Origin of the sequence: Emticicia sp. TH156 (assembly GCF_002855535.1) — a bacterium.
In the GTDB taxonomy this organism is placed as follows: Bacteria; Bacteroidota; Bacteroidia; order Cytophagales; family Spirosomataceae; genus Emticicia; species Emticicia fluvialis.
This window is the reverse complement of sequence record NZ_PKRS01000017.1, coordinates 30,672-52,855: the sequence shown is the minus strand read 5'-3', so window position 1 is coordinate 52,855 and position 22,184 is coordinate 30,672. Positions and strand designations below refer to the sequence as shown.

Below are 22,184 nucleotides of genomic sequence, written 5' to 3'. Positions count from 1 at the left end.
CTAGCCGTCCGCCCAGTTTTTTATTCAGAGACCGTTACGAAAGTAGCGGTCTTTTTTTTTTGCATTTTACCTAACGCAAATCACAAAAGATTTTCATAGCGTCCATAGGGCGGGTGAACACCTCGACTACGTGTCCCGTTCCCATCCCGAACAGAGTAGTTAAAACAGCGTGTTCCGGCCCGGGGACGCCCAGTCCGCACCGCGGCTACGCGCCGCGTGATGGTTCTGACGATGCGCTCGCCGGTTCATACTTGGGAGAGTAAGTAGATGGACTAGCCGTCCGCCCAGTTTTTTATTCAGAGACCTTAGAGGCAATTCTAGGGTCTTTTTTTTTGCTTTATACCCTTCCCATCCCGAACCGAGCAGTTAAAACAGCGGCTCAAGTGAAAAAGTTGGGGGCTAAGCATAAATTTTTGTAAGTCTAAAGAGGAAGAAAGTAATATTTCTTACACCTCTGAACTGATTTCGCATCAACTCTAAAAGTTGTGGGGTAGATAAAGTTAAGCATAGAGTTGCGAATATTTTTAGGGATCGTCAGATTCAAACGGATATTCCCTATACATATTAAGAAATCCACATGGTGATGTAGAGTAGAACTTTAAAAACATCAAAAAAGGATAGAAGAATCTCCTATCCTTTTGTTTCTCGCTCTCAGTTTATTTAAATCAAATCGTTTCAATTTCGTCTTCAAAAGTGTCCTCGTCAGTATTATAAGTCTTCGGAGTTGACTGCTGATTATTTTCTAAACGATTATAATAGTTATCATAATCCTTGTATCTGCGGTTACGATTATCTTCATTATAGCGTCTGTCGCGGTCGTCATAGTACTCACGGTCTCTTCTGTGGTCATGATACCTTCGCTCTCTTTCTTGATAATAAGGGTCCTCGCTCCAGCGGTGGCAATGGCTATTACAATCATATCCGCGGCCGTGGTAGTGGCGCCAGCCTCTTCCGCCTCCTATAATAATCGGTGGGGGTATTACATATACTCTTGGGCTATAGCCCCACGAAAAACCAATTATTGGTGGTGGTACGACAATCCGTGGGACAAACACACGTGGAATAACTCGTACATAAGGGCCATAGTTATGCCTATATCTGTTTGCCCTTCTCTGGGCATTTGTTTCGGTAGCGAACAAAAAGTAAAGCAGAATGAAAAGAGAAAAAGCATATCGTTTCATGATTCAGTTTGTTTTTGTAAATGATGCGCTTGCAAGCTTAAAGGTTGCATGTTTCTATTTTTAACAAAGACAATTAATCGTAATCTTTCCCCCATTTCTATAGTTTTTTATCTGGTTTAGAATTAGCTATCTATATATTTAGCCAGTAGGTCATTTTTAAAATCAGCGCCCGGTTTTTAGGAGCCCATGCATTTACGTAGTACCTGCTAATGTTTTCAGCAAAGTAGTTATCTGTATAAACCAGAAAAACATCACTCACCGGCCTGAATCTCCATTGTAGACGTGAGTTTATATTGATGTTGTTGGTTTGTGTGTTATACTGAAAGAACGTGCTAAAAAATAAGCTTTTTGATATGGCCAGTTCGGCTCTGGGTCCTAACAACCAATATTTTACGCTGTTGTAGGGTTGTGGAAGGCGGATGTCAGTAAAGTTGCAGTCTACTGTTAATATGCCGTACGGCTGGAATCTATACGCTATGCTGCTTTCCCAGATTGTAGCATTACCATTAAAATACTTGCCCTTACTGAAGTCAAAAGTACCATTTAAGGTATATCGTTGGCTACTGGTGTAGCCCATATTGAAAAATCTGGAGCTATAATTACCAACGGGCAATTCTACAACATTCCTGAAAGCATCCGGATTCGGATTATCTGAGGCATTAGTTGGGTCAAAAGTTTCAAACAAATGAGTAAATTGCCAGCTGTAGGCTATATAGGCTTCATCTCCTGCAGGGCTGTTAGCAAAAACAAACAGGTTAGACTCACTGTCGAGCAACTTTCCTTTCAAATCAAAAACATCAGAACCTTCAGACCCTACCCCATAGGCATTTATATATCTGGATATATTCTTCGACTTCGGGTTTAATATTACAGTAACCGGACGAAACAACTGCCATATACCCGTGCGAGGCACAAAGCCTACGTCTGCACGGTAGTTTTTACCTATCCGCTGTACACCAAAATTCAAGTCTATATTGGGGTGATGATACCCCATAAAATGTGCCGCGCTGGCAGCATCTTTGTTTTCATTGGGCGAGAACGACTGATGATAGTAGGATTCAGCTTCAAAACGACTGTCTTTAGAGTAGTAGTTAAATTCAAGGCCACCAACCCGGTTATATTTTCTGTAACTACCGGTTTGTTCTTCGCTTAAATTACCAAATATATTTTCTTTATCTGTAAAAACAGCACCAATGGTTGAGCGGTCCAGAATCTTTCTTTGCACTGTGGCCACAGAATAATTGGCAGCAGGCAGGTATTTATTGTTACCGAAGCTCACGCGTTTGGTCTGCATATTCATGAGACCAATGCGCCATTTATCGTTTAACTTGCCACTCAGGCGTGCACCGGCCAGGATAGGCACCTGCTGATTGAGCCCCGTATTTGGATTACGGGTAATGCCTATACGGCGAGAGAAGAACGGTCGGGTATCGGGGAAACCAAAACTGCCAAACAGGTCGTTGTTTTCCAGAAAGAACTGGCGCCGTTCGGGGAAGAATAACTCAAAGCGGCTTAGGTTTGTTACCTGTTTATCCACCTCAACCTGCGAGAAATCCGGGTTTATTGTAAGGTCCAGGTTAAGTGATGGCGTAACCGCCACTTTGGCATCCATACCGATTCCTTTTGGGTAGCCGGTAGTTGTTCCGATAGGGCTCAGGTCTTGTTCATTTCGGGGGAAGTCTTTCTCAGCGGCCAGTGAAACGTACGGAATCACAGATACATTGGCACCTGGCTTGGGCGGTTTTTCATCCCAGACCATCAGACCTGTAAAGGCCAGGTTACTTGGTGCAAAATTACGTGGAACGGGTCTCCAGCTAGACTGTTCGTTTGTTTTTAATACAGTTCTGGTAAAGTTTACGCGCCAGCTGTTTTCTCCATCGGCCACTTTATAACGTATTGTCTTGAAAGGAATGGCCATTTCAACCACCCAATAGTCATCGAAGTTTTTAACGTGCGAATACCACTTATTATCCCAGAAATTAGAGATTTCTTCTCCGTTAAAAACCAGTCCTTCACGCTGCACCCCATAAGGGTTGGTAACAAACTGAAACGCATTAAGGCGATCTTTAAAAGTATCCAGGTTCACTGCAAATACATCGCTGGTGCCGGGTTCAAAATCTCTTTTGAGCGATGCAATGGTGTAGGTATTACGTGGTTGGTAGCAAACGGCACCCACATACAAGAAGTTATCATCAAAAGCTACGCGTACTTCCGTTTGTAATTGGGCAAAAGAAGTATCGTAGGGGCGTTTCAGAAAAAAATTCCCGGCCACGTCTGCGGTTTTCCAAATCTCTTCATCTAAATGCCCGTCAAGGTTAATCGGGGCAACAGATTTTTTAATATGGATAACGTATTTCTCTTCGTTTGAGGTTTTGTTTTCTTGTGCAATCAGGTTCAAAGCGCATAAGAATACTCCTATGGCTAAGTAAAGTTTTTTCATAAAAGTGTATAATACGGATAGTACTTTAATGCAAAGATACTATGTAAACAGATATAATTTCATGTTTATCATGAAACCACATTTACTGGCTGCCCCTTCTGATAGGCCGCAATATTGCTTGCTATACCATTTAAAAGCGCTTTACGGGCATCAACACCGGCCCAGGCAATATGTGGCGTTATGATGCAATTCTGAGCTTTGAGTAGCGGGTTATCAGATGCCGGTGGTTCTATAGAAAGTACATCAAGCCCTGCACCGGCAATTTGGCCTGCGTTTAGTGCATGGGCCAGATCGGGTTCATTAATTAAACCCCCGCGCGAAGTATTAATTAAAACTGCGTTTGGCTTCATAAGACCTATAGAAGCCTGATTGATGAATCCCTGATTTGCGGTTGTAAGAGGGCAATGCAAAGTAAGGAAGTCGCTCTCTTTCAGAATTTTTTCTACCTCGCATAGTTCTACGCCTTCCATACCGCCTTTGGTAAGGTCTCTTTTATTAGCCAGTACTTTCATGCCAAAGCCCAGGGCAATGCCCGCTACTTTTTTGCCGATATCGCCAAAGCCCACAATACCCAGCGTTTTACCCTCCAGTTCAATTAAAGGCGAATGATAAAAACACCAGTCGGCAGATGATGGCCAGGTCTGGTCAATATTATTGGCATGTTGCGCAACGCGGTTGGTAAAGCTTAATAATAACGCAAATGTGAGTTGGGCTACCGAGGCAGAACTATAGCCACGCACATTGGTAACTATTATGCCTTGCTCTTTTGCCGCCGCCACATCTACAATATTAAAACCGGTGGCTGTTACTCCAATGTATTTAAGATCAGGCAACTGGCTGATGGTATCTTTATCCAGCGGGCATTTGTTGGTCAGAATAACTTCTGCGTCTTTGGCACGTTCAATAATCTGTTCTTTAGGCGTGCGGTCATAGAGAGTTACCTCACCCAAATCGTTCAGAACCGATAAATCAAGGTCGCCAAGGATGTCTATTGTATGGGCATCAAGATATACTATTTTCATACGTTTGTTCTTTTAAGGTTGAATGGTTTTGCACTGCCGGCCACTAGGCCAGTAAATTCATGATGTCTTCTTTTGATAGAGATTTCACAAAGGTTTCTTCGGTGGTAATCAGGTTATCGAACAGCTTCCTTTTGTTTTGCTGCAAAGCCAGAATTTTTTCTTCTACCGAGTTTCGTGTAATAAACTTATAGGTAAAAACGGTATTTTGCTGGCCTATTCTGTGCGCTCTGTCTACTGCCTGGGCCTCAATGGCCGGGTTCCACCAGGGGTCAAGCAGGAAAACGTATTCGGCTGCAGTAAGGTTAAGGCCTAGCCCCCCTGCTTTTAATGATATCAGGAATATCTTAATGTTCTTGTCATTCTGGAAGCGGTCTACCTGTTCCTGGCGGTTAACCGTAGAGCCATCCAGATAACAGTAAGGTATTTTGTTTTCGTCCAGATATCGCCTGAAAATAGCTAGGTGTTTTACAAACTGGCTGAACACCAATACCTTGTGGTTTTCGTCTACAATGGTTTCTAACCTTTGCAGTACTTCCTCATCTTTGCCAGAGCTGCCGTCATAATTCTCATCAATCATCACCGGATTATTAGCCAGCTGGCGTAGCTTGGTTAAGCCCTGCAAAACTACCATCTGCGACTTCGCCAGCCCATCCTGCTCAATCTGTTCAAGAATAATGTTGCGATAGTAAGACTTGGCCTCTTCATAAGTTTTTTCCTGTTCTTCCGACATGTCGCAATAATGCACGCTTTCTACTTTGGGCGGAAGCTCCGTTGCCACCTGCGACTTATGCCTGCGCAACATAAAAGGTTTAATGAGACTATAAAGGTGCCTGGTCTGTTTTTCGTCCTGATGTTTTTCAATGGGTATCTGGTATTCATTCTTAAAGAAGTGCTGTGTACCCAACAAACCCGGATTAATGAAGGTCATCTGTGTCCATAAATCCATTGTACTGTTTTCAAGCGGAGTGCCCGTCAATATCAGCCTGTTGGCGCTATTCAATTGCATTACTGCTTTTGAGATGAACGATGTCGGATTTTTAATAGACTGCGACTCATCCAATATCACATAATGAAAACGGTAATCTTTAAGTAAATCAATATCCAGCCTTACAATGCCGTAAGATGTCAGAATCAAATCATAATTATCAAACTGCTGGGTGTTTTTCTCGCGGTACGTACCGGTGTAAACAAATGCCTTCAGGTCTGGTGTAAACTTCTCAATTTCTTTTAGCCAGTTATATACCAATGACGTAGGCATTATCAGCAGCGTGGGGTGTTGGGCTAATCCCATTTCTTTTTCCGACTGTAGAAATGCCAATGTCTGAATGGTTTTTCCCAAGCCCATGTCGTCGGCCAGGCAACCTCCAAACTTGTATTCCGATAAAAACCGCAGCCAATCGTATCCGGCTTTCTGATAGGGCCGCAAGGTTGCTAACAGCCTTTGTGGGGTATCATACTGACTGATTTTCTCAAAATCGCGGAGTCTTTCCAGTTTTCTGGTAATAACCGAATGAGCCAGTCCTTCATCGGTAAGGTCTTGCACCAGCACCAGGTGGTGTTTTTTCAGAATTACTTCATCTTCATCGTTTCGCTCTACAAAGCTGAACAGCTCTGAATAGCGCGTGAACCATTCTTCAGGAATCACGGCTATCTGCCCATTGGGCAAAACAAACTCCCGTTTATTGGCCATAATCAGATTGCGCAGTTTCAGGAACGGAATCTCAAACTCACCGAATCGCACTTTTGCCTGAATATCAAACCAGTCGTTTTTTTCTTCAATGTTTATTTCAATGGCCGAGTACCCCAGAAAATACTGTTTCTGGCTCTGGCTGTTTTCATCTTGTTTTACCTTATAATTGTTTTCTTCAAGTAGTTGTGCATTTTTTTGTAACCAGGAAAAAGCCTGAGGTTTCGGGAACGAAATCCGTCCCTGTCGTAAATCAAGCCCCCATTCTTTCAACTGGTTTATTTGCTTTCGCTCATAGGCCAGGTCGCGCTTTACCTTATGGAAAATCCAGTCATTGCCTTTTTTTTCTACGTTTACGTAGGCTTCGGCCGAGAAACTATCAAAACGAAAAGTATAGCTGCCATACTGAAATGCCAGGTCAAAAACAATTTTGCTTTCTTTTTCATCTTTTTCGTCTTCGTCTTGTTCAAATAATGAGGCCAACACTTTCTGACTACTGGCTACTACCTCACTTATTGTCAGCAATGGTTTAGATGTATGCTTCTCAAATCGTATTTCAAAACCCTGTGCAAAAACATCAAACTGCGCTATGAGCGGGGCTATGAATTTTTGATAATAGGTCTCCTCAATGTTACGCGGTATAATGATATGATTTTTGTTCAGGAACGGCCGTAGTTTTTTGCCGTCAACCTGTTTTTCAAAATGGTATAGTTTATCATCAATGAGCAGCCAGGCGGGTTCTTCACACAAAATGCTGGCATTCTTAAACTGAAACTGTACCCGTTCGCCCTGGTGTTTGATCGTCGGGAAATAATGGGTGTTTTCTTCATTTCGAACAAAATTAAAGAATACCCGTGCACCTTCGGGTATCATTCTTACCTCTCTCCAGGTTGGGTCGCCGTCGGTACCCATTATAAAAACCTGCTTGGGCATCAGCTTTTCTAAAATCTGAGCCCGGTGTTTTTCCATATAGCTATGAATGGTTTCCTGCAATAGTTTATCTCCTTTTTCTGTGTCGTAAACTTTCAGGAAAAAATCAAGCGGACTTATTTTTCGGGTACTGAATTTCTTTAAAATAGCTTCCTGCTGTATGGCATCTATCAATTTCACGAGTTCAAAATCGGTAGAATCGAGCCGCTCTGCAAATTCTTTGATGTTCTTAGACGAAACGTTCTGGTTTTGAAGTGTAAGCTCTCCTTTGCTATTGAGCTGAATAATGAAAGATTCAAACAAAAAGCCCAGATACTCATGTTCAAATAATGAATATACGATTTGAAAAGGTTGTAAAGTAGATACTTTCATGTTTACAAAATAGGAAGCCCTGCCGCTTGGGTGTTTAGGAGAAACTTTTCTTATCCGTGTCATGGCGTGGACTTTGTTCATTCAACAAACTACAAAAATGACCATAGATTAGGTGATTTGCAAGGAAGCGATAGAATAAAAAAAATGTAGCAACATGAAGAATCATGCTGCTACTGGTAAAGGGAAGAAAGATGAGGTTATGCCTTAAATACCGGTGTAATTAAACGGAGTAATACGGCGTAATTCGTACTTTACTTTTTCGCCCACATCTAGTGTGTCTATAAACTCCTTTATTTTCTTTTCAGTGATTTTCTCGTTCGTACGGGTCAGCGACTTAAGCGCTTCGTAAGGTTTCGGGAAACCCTCTCTTCTTAAGATGGTCTGGATACCTTCAGCCACTACTGCCCAGTTTTCTTCCAGATCCTGGTCTATGGCGTCTCGGTTAAGTTCCAGTTTGTCCAGTCCTTTCAGTAACGATTTCAAGGCAATTACCGTATGTGCCACAGGTACACCCAGGTTTCTTAGCACTGTTGAGTCTGTCAGGTCTCTTTGCAGGCGAGAAACAGGCAATTTGGCCGCAAAATGTTCAAAAACGGCATTGGCAATACCAAGATTCCCCTCTGCGTTTTCAAAGTCAATGGGGTTAACTTTGTGTGGCATGGCTGAAGAGCCAATTTCGCCGGCTTTAATTTTCTGCTTGAAGTAGTTCATAGACACGTATGTCCAGACATCGCGCGAGAAGTCTATCAGTATATTGTTGATACGCTTAATGTTGTCGCTCATTGCGGCCAGCATATCATAGTGTTCTATCTGGGTGGTTTTCTGGCTGCGGCTCAGCCCGAGCTGATTGTTTACAAACGTGTTGCCAAATGCTACCCAGTCTGTTTGCGGATAAGCCACAAAGTGGGCATTAAAGTTGCCGGTAGCGCCACCAAACTTGGCAGCGTAAGGTATGGTTTTCAGTAAATCAAGCTGTTTTTCAAGGCGTTCACAAAAAACCAGAATTTCTTTACCCAGTTTGGTTGGCGATGCCGGCTGGCCGTGCGTATGTGCCAGCAAAGGAATATCTTTCCACTGTTCGGCCAGAAAATGTAGTTTTTCCAGCACCTGTGCAAAAACCGGTAGAATGTTATTATCAACGGCCTCTTTAAGTGAAAGCGGGATAGCCGTATTGTTAATATCCTGCGAAGTAAGCCCGAAATGAATAAATTCAGAATACTGGCTGACACCGAGTTTCTCAAAAGCATCTTTTATAAAGTACTCAACCGCTTTTACGTCGTGGTTAGTAGTCTTTTCTATTTCTTTAATTGTAAGAGCATCTTCTTCCGTAAAGTTTAGGTAAATAGCTCTTAAGTCTTTGAAGAGCGATTTATCAAAAGCAGAAAGTTGCGGAAGGGGTAATTCAACCAATGCTATAAAATACTCTATTTCAACACGAACACGGTAGTAAATCAGGCCGAACTCTGAAAAATACTTCGCTAGGTCCTCCACTTGTTTACGGTAACGACCGTCGACAGGAGAAATAGCAGAAAGAGAACTTAAAATCATAAATATGTTATTTAAAATGTAGCCAATCTTCTATGGCAGAGATAATTAAAGGTTAAGATTGCTACAAGTAAAGTGGTGCATTACCAATTGAGGGTCTTTTGCTTAATTACCTACAAATTTAATGTTTTAATGGTAACGGAATCATGGTTCTATCAAAAAAAAAATTAAATTGCTCCACTTTTCAACCTATTCAACAAAACCTGATCAATGCAAACCTCTAATTTTATAGGAGAACTCTTAGGTACACTTGTACTGATTCTACTTGGTAACGGCGTGGTAGCCAATGTATTATTAAAAGGCTCAAAAGGTGAAAATGCCGGCTGGATATCTATTACAGCAGGCTGGGCATTTGGCGTAATGACGGGTATCTTTGTGGCTCAGAAGTTCGGCAGTTCTGCCGCACACCTGAACCCGGCAGTTACTGTAGCCATGGCAGTAAGAACCGGCGACTGGTCTAATGTGGTGCCATTTATAACCGCCCAGGTTATTGGTGCTTTTTTAGGGGCGGTGCTGGTTTGGCTGGCCTATCTGCCGCATTGGAGCATAACAGAAGACAAAGGCGCCAAGCTGGGTATTTTTGCTACAGCCCCGGCTATCAGACATACAACAGGCAATATGATGGCCGAAGTAATAGGCACTATTGTGCTGATTATCGCCTCATCATCTTTTTATAGTATGCCAGACTCTGGCTATGGCCCTTTGCTGGTAGGTTTTCTGGTATGGTCAATTGGTTTGTCTCTGGGCGGGCCAACAGGTTATGCCATTAATCCGGCGCGTGATATTGGCCCACGTATTGCACATGCAATTTTGCCGATACCCGGTAAAGGAACAAGCGACTGGGGCTATGCCTGGATTCCGATTCTGGGCCCGGTGATTGGCGGAGTAATTGCCGCGCTCATTCTGAATGCCTTTCATTTGTAAAGGCGCATAAATATTTTTCAGATGTTTGGGGTTTCTGAATAAACTTTTGCGACTAATATTCGTTTATTATAAACAGCTATTGCACAAAAGAATTGGTTTTTATATTTTTAAGAAACCAAAATCATTCTGGAAATGATATTGGATTATCCATTTGCCCCGCAGTCAAGAAATGATTTGAGGGAGCTCAGAGAGCTTGTCAGACACGGAGAAAACAAGCACGTTGAGTTTAAATTGAAGACGAATCATCCTGAGAAGATTATCCGTGAAATAGTTGCTTTCGCCAATTCAGACGGAGGCCAGCTCATTATCGGTGTTGGTGATGACAGAAGCATAAAAGGACTGAAATTTGCCGATGAGGATGAGTTTATTCTACGCAGGGCTATAGAGCGGCATATTTTTCCGGCTATTGAGTATGACGTAAAACGCATTGAATTGGAAGGAGACCGTGATGTGCTGATATTTAACATTCCGAAAAGCCAGGCCAAGCCCCACTATGTAGACCTTGATGGAATAGTGGAAAACAGAAGAGCCTACGTACGTGTAGAAGATCGCTCGGTACAGGCAAGCCGTGAAATGAGAGAAATTCTGAAAGGTGAACGCAAGGCACAGAATATCAGATTTCATTACGGAGACAAAGAGCGGACATTGATGAAGTATCTGGCAGATAACAAACACATTACTGTTGAAACCTACGCAAGTATTGCTAATATACCCCGTAAGATAGCCTCGCGAACACTGGTGGTATTGGTTCTGGCCAATGTCATAAAGGTCCAGCCACATGAGGTGCAGGATTATTTCATGGCAGCTTAAAAACGTATTATTAACCGGCCGGAGGTGTATTCTCCGGCTTTTTTATGTAATTGCCAGGCCGCTTGTTGGCCACAGCCACTGTAAAAACAAAGAAAATAGAATAAAGTGGCAAGATTCTGGTATATTTTTTATAAAAGAATACAACAAGTTCGGAATCAATTTTATAACTTTGCAGTCCGAAAATCGCGGACATTCAAAAATTTTAATAAAATATCAGATTGCCTGATACATGCGCGTTCAGTCAATCAATCATTAGGTTTTAAAAATGGCAAAAAAAGACAAAACAGGAGTTGAGATTCTTGAAAATGCAGACGCTTTAAAGCAAGACTTCGGAAAAGCAGAAGGCTTTTTGAAAAAGAATCAGACATTGCTTGCCTATCTGGGTGGAGGTATTTTGGCTATAGTTTTAGGTGTTGTAGGGTACAATTACTGGTCGAAATCGCAGGATGAAGAAGCACAGGTAGCGATGTTTAATGCTGTTTATGCATTTGAAGCCGATTCTTTAAAACAGGCACTGAACGGTACAGGCGGTAACGAAGGTCTCTTGAGCGTGGCAGAAAACTACGGCTCAACTGACGCCGGTAATCTGGCTCATTATTATGCAGGTGTTGCATTGGTAAAACAAGCCAAATACGATGAGGCTATTGAGCATCTGAAAAAATTCAATTCAGGCGATTTATTAGTTCAGGGCCGTGCCTTTGCCTTGATCGGCGATGTGTATATGGAGAAAAAGAATACCGAAGACGCAATCAGTTACTATAAAAAAGCAGCCGATTACAAGCCTAACAAGTCTTTCACACCGGGATATTTGATGAAACTGGCCGGAGCTTATGAAGTTGCTAAAGATAATAAGTCAGCTATAGATACTTATACGCAGTTAATTGAAAAATTCCCTGAGTCAGTTGAAGTAACTAATGCGAAGAAATATAAGTCCAAACTCGAAGGCGTTGTCGGCGAGTAAAATTTGGTTATTCAGTATAATCAAAGGGATGAGCCGAATCAGGTTTATCCCTTTTTTAATAATTAAAGTATCTGTTTATCAAGTATATTTAACGGTATGTCGTCAGCAAATAAAAATCTTAGCGTTTTCAGCACCACAGGCTTGCCTGATGTGAGCAATAAAAAATTTGCCATTATAGTGGCCGAATGGAACAGTGAAATAACAGAGGCACTTTTTGAAGGCGCATATCAGACATTGCTTGACAACGGCGCAAAGGCAGAGAACATTGTAAGGGCAAATGTACCCGGTAGTTATGAATTGAGCTTTGGCTCGCAGATATTTGCCCAAAAGCCGGAGATAGACGCTGTAATTGCATTAGGGTGCGTAATACAGGGAGAAACCAAGCATAACGATTACATTAACCATGCCGTGGCCGGGGGGCTTACCAATGTGGCCCTGAAATATAACAAGCCGGTTATTTTTGGAGTATTAACGCCAAATAACCAACAGCAGGCGCTTGACCGCGCCGGTGGCATACACGGCAACAAAGGTGACGAGGCAGCTATTACAGCCATAAAGATGTTAGGATTGCAGTAAGGAGATGTCAAAAGTAAAACCAAACATATCGAAAGCAGCATTCTGGGATGTCAATTTTGAAGAGATTGACTTTGATAAACATGTTCGGGATGTTATCAATCGTATTTTGATGAATGGTAAATTGTCGGATTGGGTAGAAATGAATAAATATTATGGTGCTGAAAAGATAAAAAAAGAGTTGGTTGAAATGCGCTATTTATCAGATTTGGCTTTAAACTTTTGTAGTTTTTATTATAAAATTCCCAAAGAGGATTTCAGATGTTACAAACACAAACAGTCTATCCCGAAACTTTGGGAGTTTTAAAGCAATTAATGCAGGACCCACTTCTTAAAGAGTTTTACTTAGTTGGTGGAACCGCTCTCGCCTTGCAAATTGGTCATAGGATTTCGGTAGATATTGACTTGTTTACAAACAATCCGTTTGATTCAATTATCCTTTCTGCCGAACTGAAAGAAAAGTATAATTTTAAGGAGAATCTTAACAGAGGGTATTTTTTACAGGGAGAAATAAAAGACATAAAAGTTGATATTTTGAAGTACCCATATAAACCTATAAAAGACCTTGTAGAATTAGAGGAAATAAGAATGGTTGTTTTACCTGATATTGCAACTATGAAAATGGCAGCTATTACAAATAGAGGTAGAAAACGTGATTTTATAGATTTGTATTTTCTGTTAAAGCTTTATTCCTTAAAACAAATTATAGAATGGTATCAACAGAAATACGATGCGGAGATTTTCATGCTGCTTCAAAGTCTGGTTTATTTTGAAGATGCAAATTATGATATTGATTTGAATATGATTGTGCAGACTAATTGGGAAGAGGTAAAAAAAGTGATAAAGGCTGAAGTTCAAAAGTATTTAAGTTCAATGGAATGAATAGGGTTATTAGTGCCTGATTTTTTATAGAAAAATACTTAATCACAAAATCACAATACAAAAAATGCAAGTTTGGAAATTTGGCGGTACATCCGTAGGGAAACCGGAGCGTATGCACTCTATTCGTACACTGATTACAGAAGACGGTCAGCGTAAGATTGTTGTTTTATCTGCCCTTTCGGGTACAACAAACGCTCTTATCTCCATCGGCGAATCTCTGAAGGCAAATAATGATACCGAAGCCACCGAAAAAATAGATGCCCTTTATGCGCACTATCAGGCTTTTATTAAAGATTTGTATAAAACCGAAGCAGGCTATTATGCAGGTAAGGCAATTGTAGATAAAGAATTTGGCTTTATCCGCTCGCTGGTAAGTATCAAACCTTTTACACTAAAGCAGGAGAAAGAAATAGTGGCCGAAGGTGAGCTGCTAAGTACACAAATGTTTGAGACCTACCTGAAAGAAGAAGGCGTAAGCTCAACTTTGTTACCCGCGCTTGATTTTATGCTGATTGATGCTGACAACGAGCCAGTACTGAGTTTTACGGAAGAGAAGCTGTCGGCCATGCTTGCACAATTACCAGACACAGAAATATTCATTACGCAGGGCTTTATCTGCCGCAACCCTCGTGGCGAAGTAGATAACCTGAAACGCGGAGGCTCTGATTACACAGCTTCGCTGATTGGTGGCGCCATCAGTGCTGAGGAGATACAGATTTGGACAGATATTGACGGCATGCACAATAACGACCCGCGTATCGTAAAAAGGACATTCCCGGTGCGTGAGTTGACATTTGAAGAAGCCGCTGAACTGGCTTATTTCGGAGCAAAAATATTACATCCAAATACCATTACACCTGCAAAAATGAGAGGAGTACCTGTGCGTTTGAAAAACACTATGGAGCCAAACGCCTTTGGCACCGTAATAGCGCATAACACAACCGAGTCTGAAATTAAAGCCATTGCGGCCAAAGACGGCATTACGGCAATATACATTCACTCGACACGTATGTTGAATGCCTACGGATTCTTAACCAAGGTTTTTGAAGTATTTGAGAAGTTTAAAACCCCGGTTGATATGATTACCACTTCCGAAGTATCGGTGGCAGTAACTATAGACAACCCCGAACACCTGGCAGATATAAGCGCAGCCCTTAGCCAGATAGCAGAGCTGGAAGAACACGACCGCAACCAGACGATTATCTGTATCGTGGGCGACTTCAAGGCTGATAAAGCCGGGGTGGCACTTAAAGTAATAGAGGCTATGAAAAACATACCTATCAGAATGATTGCCTACGGAGCCTCCGAACATAACATATCTTTATTGGTTGATACCAAAGACAAAGAAGCAGCGCTCAATGCCCTGAACGAAGGTTTATTTACTTTTGAATAACATTTTGAAAAGCCTTGTGGCTCCATTATCAGGAATACCATGTTACAACTGAATTATATAAAAGAAAACAAGCAGGCTACTATTGACGGGCTGAAGCGTAAATATTTTAAAAACGCTGAAGAAACTATTGATGCCCTGCTGGATATTGACCAGAGGCGACGCGATACTCAGGCCGAGTTAGACGGCACACTGGCCAAATCAAACGCCTTGGCAAAAGAGATTGGCGGCCTGATGAAAGAAGGCAAAAAAGCAGAGGCCGAAGCAGCCAAAGCGCAAACTGCTGAACTGAAGGCGCAATCGAAGGTACTGGAAGAAAGCCTGAAAGGACTGGAGGCCGAGCTTTATGAAGTGCTGGTTACTTTACCCAACCTGCCCCATGCCAGTGTACCTGAAGGACGCACGCCTGAAGAGAACCTGAACATTTTTGAAGCGGGCGTAATACCTGAGTTACCTGAAACGGCGCAACCTCATTGGGAGCTAATCAAGCAATACAACATCATTGATTTTGATTTAGGCAATAAGATTACCGGAGCGGGTTTCCCGGTCTACAAAGGGAAAGGAGCAAGAATACAGCGTGCCATGATAAACTTCTTTTTAGATGAGGCCCTGGCAGCTGGTTATGGAGAAATCCAACCGCCGATTCTGATTAATAAAGATTCAGGTTTTGGTACCGGTCAGCTGCCCGACAAAGAAGGGCAGATGTACCACGCCACTGCCGACGACTTATACCTGATTCCGACAGCCGAGGTGCCTATCACCAATATTTATCGTGATGTAATTTTGTCAGAAAACGAATTACCGATTAAGAATGTAGGTTACACGCCGTGTTTCCGCCGCGAGGCAGGTAGCTGGGGTGCGCACGTTAGGGGCCTGAACCGCCTGCATCAGTTCGATAAGGTGGAAATTGTGCAGATACGCAAGCCGGAAGAATCATATCAGGCTTTAGAAGAAATGGTAGAGCACGTAAAGGGGTTGCTCACTAAACTAGAGCTGCGATACCGTATTCTTCGCCTGTGTGGTGGCGACATGAGCTTTACCTCTGCCTTAACTTTCGACTTTGAGGTATATTCTGCCGCACAAAAAAGATGGTTAGAGTGTAGTTCAGTATCAAACTTTGAAGCCTATCAGGCTAATCGCCTTAAATTACGCTATAAGGTAGACGGTAAAAACCAGTTACTGCATACTTTGAATGGCTCTGCTTTAGCTTTGCCTCGTATATTAGCGGCAATTCTGGAAAACAACCAGACACCGGAGGGCATCAGGATACCAAAAGTATTGGTGCCATACTGTGGGTTTGATAGCATTAACTAAGAGAAATAAATAGTTATAATCAGGAAATGCGAGGTATGTAGCCTCGCATTTTTTATTAATGTTTATCTAATAATTCAGCTTTTAAGGGGTAATTGTATGTAACTACATTAATTGAACTATTCTTTAAACGAGGCAGTTTTATTATTATTAAAATACATTGAATAATATGACAAATAAACCCATTCAGATAGATATAGTGTCAGACGTAGCGTGCCCGTGGTGTTATATTGGTAAAAAACATCTGGAAAAAGCGTTAGAAGGTTTTGAAAATCAGGAGTTTAACATTACCTGGCATCCTTTTCAGCTTGACCCGACAATCCCGGCAGAAGGCCTTGCCCGGGAAGAGTATTTCATTAACAGATTCGGAAGTGCCGAGCGCATTCAGCAAATGCATGAGCGCGTTGAGGGCGTAGGTAAAGAAGCCGGTATTCAGTTCGAATTTGAAAAAATGCCAAAGGTTATCAATACCATACCTTTGCACAAAATATTGCATATTGCTCGTGAGGAAGGAACCCAGAATGAATTGGAGGGGCGTTTATTTAAGGCCTATTTTACTGATGGCGTTGATTTCTCTGAAAAAGAAAATATTCTGGCTTTCATGGAAGATTTCGGCTGGAGCCGTGAAAAAACAGAGAGTGTTCTGGCCGACGACCAGATAGCCTACTGGGTTACACAGGAAATAAAGCATTTCCAGAATTTAGGTGTTTCGGGTGTTCCTTTCTTTATTCTCAACAATAAATATGGGTTAAGCGGGGCTCAGCCAACCTCGGTTTTTAAGGAGGCGCTTGAAAAAGTGGCTGAAGAGCTGAAACCTGTTGAAGTAAGCGGCAATGCCTGCGAAATTGACGGAGACAATTGCTAAGAATTTTTAATAAAAGAGAGCCGTTTGAAAAAAGCGGCTTTCTTTGTTTTGAGTGCAATCGCTCATCTGTTTAGTTGGGATATGAATCAAATGCTTTGCTTTTGTTTGGTGTATTGGTAACTTTACTAAAAATCTACTCTACATTTTATGAACCAAAAACTCAATACAACAGAGATTATTATCCGCAAAAAAGAAAATATCGAAAGTAATATACTGGGAGACGAGCTGGTTATAATGAATGTTGAAACTGGGAAATATATTACACTCAATAACATAGCCACAGTAATATGGGAAAAGTTAGAACAGCCAACTACTGCCGAAAACTTAATTCAGCATCTTATTTCCAGATTTGATGTTAACGAAGACCAATGTGCCAGAGAAACTTATGCGTTCCTTGAAAAACTAAAAGAACAGGGTTTGATAAGTTGAAATCTTACCGCCATCACAAAAAAGCAAACCTGGTGTCATTATGAGTATAATATTTGGCATTATCTGCCATAATGAAGATGCAATTGATTCACAAATGCTTCAGGCCATGTATGAGCCATTGAAGGATTTTCCACAGCAAAAATCTGACAAAATACAGAAGCATGAAGCAGCATTTGGAAGGGTTCTGAGGTATCAGACGCCGGAAGACGTATTTGATTCGATGCCTGTTTATGTTCAGCAATCTGATATACTTTTCACGGCAGAAGGTCGTATAGACAACAGAGAAGAGTTGTCAGCATTGCTCGGCCTGCCAAACCACAATACTGTATCAGACAGCAATTTTATGCTAATGGCGTATCTGAAATATGGCAAAGAAGTACAACAAAAACTGAAGGGCGACTGGAGCCTGGCTGCGTACAATTACCAGATAAAAGAGCTGTTTATAGCCCGCGACACCATGGGTTATACGGCCATTTACTATTATAATACAGGTAAGTATTTTGCTTTTAGTACATCTCTCAAATCTATCTTAGCGCTTCCTTATTTCAATAAGAATTTAAACGAGCCATACTTTGTTTCGTTCTTAAGCCTTTGGAACATCACTGAATTAGTATCCGGCAACCAGACATTTTATAAAAATGTACTCTTTCTAAAAGCCGGATTTACTTTAAGTCTGAAAAACAAGGAAATCAGCACCAAGCAGTACTGGCCGCCAGCCAACATTAATGAAATCCATTATAAAAATAAGCAGGACTACACCGACCAAATGTCGGAACTCATATATAAGTCCGTAAAGGCAAGGCTCAGGAGTCATAAGCCGGTAGCATCTATGCTTAGTGGCGGGCTTGATAGCAGCATGGTCAGCTATATTGCTGCCGACTTGCTAAAACAACAGAACTCATCGCTTACAACCTTCAGCCATGTGCCTTTGTTTAAGAGTGAGCTGGCCAATAACCAGATGGCAAAAAGCAGGGTGCTTGATGAAACACCATTGATTGATGCCGTAGTGAGGGCATCAGGCAATATCAACGCACAATATTTAGATTCCGCCCAGTTTTCTCCCTGGCAAGGAAGTCTTGAAAGTATTGAAGTTCTGGACGGCTTTCTGCATGGAGCCAGCAATGCTTACTGGCTAACCGAAATTTATAAAACCAGCGTACTGCAGGGTTATGGTGTTTTATTGACTGGTGAAGGAGGCAATGGCTCCACCTCGTTTGCGGGTATTGATTATCAACGAACACCTAGTCTGAACAGGTTTTTAAGAAACCCTTATAATTATTTAAGGAGGCAGGTAGCCAAGCCACTGGTTTTAAAGTATTTCAGGTCTATGTCTGGTTTTAATAACCTTTTGGATCAGATAAAAGTGGGGTATTTAAGTACAGATATGCTTACTAAGTACAACATCATGGCTGATATCAGAAAAATAGATGGCGGGTTTCTGAAATACTATCAGCATGTTTTGGATTTAAAACGATACTTTCAAGTCTTGTACCAGATGCGGTCTTTATTGGGCGCAACTTTCGGAAATCATTACGGTATAGAATTAAGAGACCCTACAACTGACATTGATTTAATGAATTTCTTTTTTACTATACCCAATGAAGTGTTTTTCGATGATAACTTTACCAACAGAATGCTGGTAAAGCGTATGATGCAAAACCAAATGCCTGATGAAGTATTATTTGCTAAGAACAAAGGACTACAGAGCTCTGATGTTTTATCCAGAGTAAGAAATTCTAAAGCTGAAATATTGAAAGACCTGCCCCGTTTAAGTGGGTCTGATGTGGCTAACTATTATATAGATATGGCAAAACTTGAGAAAAACCTTGAAAGGTATCTGAACGGAAATAATGAAGCATCGCTTTTAAACATCCAAATAGATTTAAAAACTTTGCAGGCTGCAGATTTTTTAAGTAAGTATTTTTAGGTTATGAAGACACAGCACCTGGCCTAACATATTGAGGCAATATAGCTAGGGCTGTGTCTTAAAACTGATTAAGAAAAAATACCGGCGTCAGAAACACCTGCTGGACCTGCCTGTGTTTTATCTTTAATAGAAAACACTTCCAGCTCAGGGGTATTCCAAGTAGATTTTATTTGTTCAACTTCTTGAGTTTCTTTTGAAGTAACTTGATTGTTCATGTTAGTATTGTTTATTATCCTAAATACATTCAACTGCAAGTTAAGCAATTTTTAAATTCTCACAAGTCATAAGGCAAAACATTAGTAAGCGGCACCATTTATAAGGTAAAAGAGAAAAGAAATTTACTGGTAAAATCTACTGATAACTTTAAACTCACCAGCTTGTTTGCCCCCTGTAACGATTTCATTATTACAAACAACCCACGCGTGTGCCTGAATCAGATTATCTGCTTGTTCTTTTTTGATTCCAAAATAAATAGTGCTTGCATATTTTCTGCGTTTAAGCATCCATTTGGCACATAATGCCTGTTCAAAACACATGGTTCGCCAGAAAGAGTACCTGCAGGCACGGTTAATAGCTACCTGTATATCATACAATTCACGTTTATTTTCAATCACATTTTCATTTGTATCTACCGGCTTGCCCATCAAAGGAATAATTCTCGAAAAAGGCACAAAAAGCAGTATTAACCTTGCCAAAGCAATTGTTACCCAGGCCTCGGCAAAAATAAAGATGTCTTTAACCGGCACTATCTTTACCATATCTTCACCCGTTTCATAGGCGCTCGATACATCTTATCGCCTGGTTTTATACCAAACGCCTCATAAAACTCGTCAATATTAACCAAAGGGCCGTTTACACGAAGAAAACCCGGTGCATGCACATCGGTCATAATCTGGTTTGCCAGCGCTTCATTGCGTGTGTGCCCCATCCAAGCCAGTGCGTATCCCAGAAAGAACCTTTGTAAAGGGGTAAAGCCATTTATTTTCTTGCCAGATTTATACTGTTCTGTTTTCTTAAAGGCTTCAAGCCCTAAAACCACCCCACCCAAATCAGCAATGTTTTCTCCTTGTGTGGCTTCTCCTCTTACGTGCAGAGAGTCAAGCACCACGTAATCATTAAATTGCTCAATAATACCTTTGGCACGCTTGTTATATTCATCACTGTCTTTTTTGGTCCACCAGTCTTTCAGGTTGCCCTTTTCATCAAATTGTCTGCCCTGGTCATCAAACCCGTGTGTAATTTCATGGCCAATGGTAGAGCCGCCTGCATAGGCATAAATAATGGCGTCGTCCAGTTGTTCGTCGTTCAAACCGGCTATAAAGAAAATGGCTGCCGGTAAAACAATCTCGTTGTTTGAGGGGTTGTAATACGCATTATAAGTTTGTGGGGTCATATCCCATTCGGTTTTATCTACTGGCTTGCCTATTTTATTGATACTGTACTGATACCACCATTGGTTAGCCCGGATGATATTCTGAACGTAGGAGTCTCGTTTGATATCAAGCGACGAAAAATCCTTCCATTTGTCAGGATAACTCACCTTTGGCATTACCGTTGATAGTTTAAGTAAAGCCTTGTGCTTGGTGCTGTCAGACATCCAATCCAGTTTTTCAATACGCTCTTTATAAGTGCTGAAGATATTTTTCACCAGTTCCTCATAGCGTTTTTTAGTTTTTTCTGAATAATAATTTTTTACAAAAAGCTGGCCGAGGGCATCTCCTAACAGGTTTTCTTCTGCATCCAGTACTCTTTTCCAGCGCGGTTTCATTTCTTTTACCCCACGCAACACGGTTCTGTAAAAATAGAAGTCTTCTTTTGCAAAAGGGCTGCTTAATTCACTGGCATAGCTGCTGATGAAGTTCCAGGTCAGGTAGGCTTTCCAGGTTTCAACAGGGGTGATTTTCAATAGCTTGTCAACTGCAGTATAGAATTCAGGCTGCGCTACAATTACGCTTTTTACCTGCGGCATTTTCATGTTCACAAACAACTCACGGAATTTCATGGCCGGAGCCAGCTTTTCCAGAGCCACCATATCCATTTTGTTATAGTTTTTGTAAGGGTCTCGCAGGTCTTCTATCTTGCGTGAGTGTCTGGCCAGCTCCTCTTCTAATGCATACACGCTGGCGGCATTACTTGCGGCTTTGGCTTGGTCAGCGCCCAACAATTGAAAAATGCGTTGCAGGTGTGCCTTATACTCTTTCCGTATCTGGGTATTCCGGCTGTCGGTATTAAAATAATAGTCTCTGTCCGGAAGTCGGATACCACCCTGATACAAGTGCAGGGCTTGCTCTTCACTATTTTTCTCGTCCTGAAACACATAATTGCCAAATAATACCCCAACACCATAAGTGTGTTGAACCGCAATTTCTTTCAAAACACCATCCATATCTTTAATTGCGGCAATGCGGTCTAAATCAGGCTTCACAGGGTTTAGGCCTTGTTTTTCTGTGCCGATGCTATCCATACCTGTAAACCAGAAATCGCCGATTTTCTGCTCATTTGAGCCCGCTTTGCCCGGATTTTTCGCCGACTCCTCACTGATATTCTTTAATCTGCTGTAAGTTTCTTCCTGCACCAGGCTGCCGATTCCCCAGCTGCTTTCAGAGGCCGGAATAGGATTATGCTTAATCCAGTTGCCAACGGCATATTTAAAGAAATCATCACCTGGCAATACGGTAGTATCTACAACTTCGGTTAATATATCTCTTCGAGAAGATTCAGAGGATTTTGACTGGCAAGAGGATAAGTAAAAACCAGAAAGTATTAAAACGAATGATAAAAAACACTTGGCCCCGGCTATACCGCTCATAAGATTAAAAAGATTTGGTAATAATTGAATGCTAAATTTGAGAAGATTTTTTGAAATCGTTCGCATTTAAGAGAAAATTATTGAATTAAACAGCAGGCTGGCCGCCTGCTGCCAATAGTGATTGAA

General features: G+C 41.5%; 19 protein-coding genes. 11 read left to right on the top strand and 8 right to left on the bottom strand.

Annotation, left to right across the window (positions count from 1 at the left end; genetic code table 11):
- Positions 1-665: 665 nt before the first annotated feature.
- The 5 genes from C0V77_RS22220 to purB all read right to left on the bottom strand — a co-directional run bounded on the left by C0V77_RS22220 (position 666) and on the right by purB (position 9,180).
- Entirely contained in the window at positions 666-1,181 is a 516-nt protein-coding gene (locus tag C0V77_RS22220; RefSeq protein WP_101728595.1) for a hypothetical protein, read from the bottom strand.
- A gap of 130 nt (positions 1,182-1,311) precedes the next feature.
- Positions 1,312-3,621: a DUF5916 domain-containing protein gene (locus tag C0V77_RS22215; protein WP_101728594.1), complete on the bottom strand. Its 2,310-nt coding sequence runs from the start codon at positions 3,619-3,621 to the stop codon at positions 1,312-1,314.
- Positions 3,622-3,689: 68 nt separating this feature from the next.
- Positions 3,690-4,643, bottom strand: coding sequence for a D-2-hydroxyacid dehydrogenase (locus C0V77_RS22210; protein WP_101728593.1), 954 nt, complete (start codon positions 4,641-4,643; stop codon positions 3,690-3,692).
- A 43-nt stretch (positions 4,644-4,686) separates the two neighbouring features.
- Positions 4,687-7,632 (bottom strand): DEAD/DEAH box helicase, encoded by a 2,946-nt coding sequence (locus tag C0V77_RS22205; protein ID WP_101728598.1) that lies wholly within the window; start codon positions 7,630-7,632, stop codon positions 4,687-4,689.
- Positions 7,633-7,836: 204 nt separating this feature from the next.
- The gene (purB, locus tag C0V77_RS22200) at positions 7,837-9,180 is read right to left on the bottom strand and encodes an adenylosuccinate lyase (protein ID WP_101728592.1); all 1,344 of its coding nucleotides are present in this window, start codon (positions 9,178-9,180) and stop codon (positions 7,837-7,839) included.
- A gap of 207 nt (positions 9,181-9,387) precedes the next feature.
- Here purB and C0V77_RS22195 point away from each other — a divergent pair, with 207 nt between their 5' ends.
- From C0V77_RS22195 to C0V77_RS22140, 11 genes are all read left to right on the top strand, one after another.
- Entirely contained in the window at positions 9,388-10,101 is a 714-nt protein-coding gene (locus tag C0V77_RS22195; protein ID WP_101728591.1) for an MIP/aquaporin family protein, read from the top strand.
- Positions 10,102-10,233: 132 nt separating this feature from the next.
- Complete coding sequence (locus C0V77_RS22190) at positions 10,234-10,911, top strand: helix-turn-helix domain-containing protein (protein WP_101728590.1); 678 nt, start codon at positions 10,234-10,236, stop codon at positions 10,909-10,911.
- 265 nt (positions 10,912-11,176) lie between these two features.
- Positions 11,177-11,872 carry a tetratricopeptide repeat protein gene (locus C0V77_RS22180; RefSeq protein ID WP_101728588.1) on the top strand — a complete coding sequence of 232 codons (696 nt, stop codon included), beginning with the start codon at positions 11,177-11,179 and terminating at the stop codon, positions 11,870-11,872.
- 96 nt (positions 11,873-11,968) lie between these two features.
- Complete coding sequence (gene ribH, locus C0V77_RS22175) at positions 11,969-12,448, top strand: 6,7-dimethyl-8-ribityllumazine synthase (RefSeq protein WP_101728587.1); 480 nt, start codon at positions 11,969-11,971, stop codon at positions 12,446-12,448.
- A gap of 4 nt (positions 12,449-12,452) precedes the next feature.
- The gene (locus C0V77_RS22170) at positions 12,453-12,752 is read left to right on the top strand and encodes a DUF6922 domain-containing protein (RefSeq protein ID WP_101728586.1); all 300 of its coding nucleotides are present in this window, start codon (positions 12,453-12,455) and stop codon (positions 12,750-12,752) included.
- Positions 12,707-13,327 (top strand): nucleotidyl transferase AbiEii/AbiGii toxin family protein, encoded by a 621-nt coding sequence (locus tag C0V77_RS22165; RefSeq protein WP_101728585.1) that lies wholly within the window; start codon positions 12,707-12,709, stop codon positions 13,325-13,327. Before C0V77_RS22170 ends, C0V77_RS22165 begins: the two co-directional genes overlap by 46 nt.
- Before the next feature lie 64 nt (positions 13,328-13,391).
- On the top strand, positions 13,392-14,720 hold the full coding sequence (locus C0V77_RS22160) for an aspartate kinase (RefSeq protein ID WP_101728584.1): 1,329 nt from the start codon (positions 13,392-13,394) through the stop codon (positions 14,718-14,720).
- 39 nt (positions 14,721-14,759) lie between these two features.
- Positions 14,760-16,031: a serine--tRNA ligase gene (serS, locus tag C0V77_RS22155; RefSeq protein WP_101728583.1), complete on the top strand. Its 1,272-nt coding sequence runs from the start codon at positions 14,760-14,762 to the stop codon at positions 16,029-16,031.
- A gap of 166 nt (positions 16,032-16,197) precedes the next feature.
- The gene (locus tag C0V77_RS22150; RefSeq protein ID WP_101728582.1) at positions 16,198-16,893 is read left to right on the top strand and encodes a DsbA family protein; all 696 of its coding nucleotides are present in this window, start codon (positions 16,198-16,200) and stop codon (positions 16,891-16,893) included.
- A gap of 147 nt (positions 16,894-17,040) precedes the next feature.
- Complete coding sequence (locus C0V77_RS22145; protein WP_101728581.1) at positions 17,041-17,322, top strand: PqqD family peptide modification chaperone; 282 nt, start codon at positions 17,041-17,043, stop codon at positions 17,320-17,322.
- 40 nt (positions 17,323-17,362) lie between these two features.
- The gene (locus tag C0V77_RS22140) at positions 17,363-19,249 is read left to right on the top strand and encodes an asparagine synthetase B (protein ID WP_101728580.1); all 1,887 of its coding nucleotides are present in this window, start codon (positions 17,363-17,365) and stop codon (positions 19,247-19,249) included.
- 68 nt (positions 19,250-19,317) lie between these two features.
- Here C0V77_RS22140 and C0V77_RS23210 read toward each other — a convergent pair whose 3' ends face one another.
- From C0V77_RS23210 to C0V77_RS22130, 3 genes are all read right to left on the bottom strand, one after another.
- The gene (locus C0V77_RS23210; protein ID WP_158237992.1) at positions 19,318-19,464 is read right to left on the bottom strand and encodes a hypothetical protein; all 147 of its coding nucleotides are present in this window, start codon (positions 19,462-19,464) and stop codon (positions 19,318-19,320) included.
- A 123-nt stretch (positions 19,465-19,587) separates the two neighbouring features.
- Positions 19,588-20,007 (bottom strand): lasso peptide biosynthesis B2 protein, encoded by a 420-nt coding sequence (locus C0V77_RS22135; protein WP_101728579.1) that lies wholly within the window; start codon positions 20,005-20,007, stop codon positions 19,588-19,590.
- On the bottom strand, positions 20,001-22,058 hold the full coding sequence (locus C0V77_RS22130) for a M13 family metallopeptidase (protein ID WP_101728578.1): 2,058 nt from the start codon (positions 22,056-22,058) through the stop codon (positions 20,001-20,003). The genes C0V77_RS22135 and C0V77_RS22130 overlap by 7 nt, the downstream gene beginning before the upstream one ends.
- Positions 22,059-22,184: the final 126 nt, after the last annotated feature.